Annotated in this window: 1 pseudogene; it reads left to right on the top strand. The window is 42.2% G+C overall.

What is annotated here, in order from left to right:
* Positions 1 to 230 (top strand): annotated as a pseudogene (locus AC2FA3_RS15710) (peptide ABC transporter ATP-binding protein); the annotation flags it as partial.

The following is a 230-nucleotide window of genomic DNA, read 5'->3' as shown; positions in this document are numbered from 1 at the left end:
TTCATTATCTGTGACGAACCGATTTCGGCCCTTGATGTATCTATTCAGGCACAGGTGATCAACATGCTAAAAAATCTGCAGGAAACAATGGGACTGACCTATTTGTTTATTGATCATGATTTGAGTGTTGTAAAATATATTTCGGATCGTGTGGTTGTTATGTATCTGGGGACGATCGTTGAGACAGCCGAGACGGAGGAGCTCTATTCGAACCCGACACATCCTTATAC

It is taken from the genome of Janibacter sp. CoH_79_TC_3 (genome assembly GCF_058197955.1).
The sequence above is the reverse complement of the archived record's forward strand: the minus strand, read 5'-3'. Positions and strand labels throughout refer to the sequence as shown.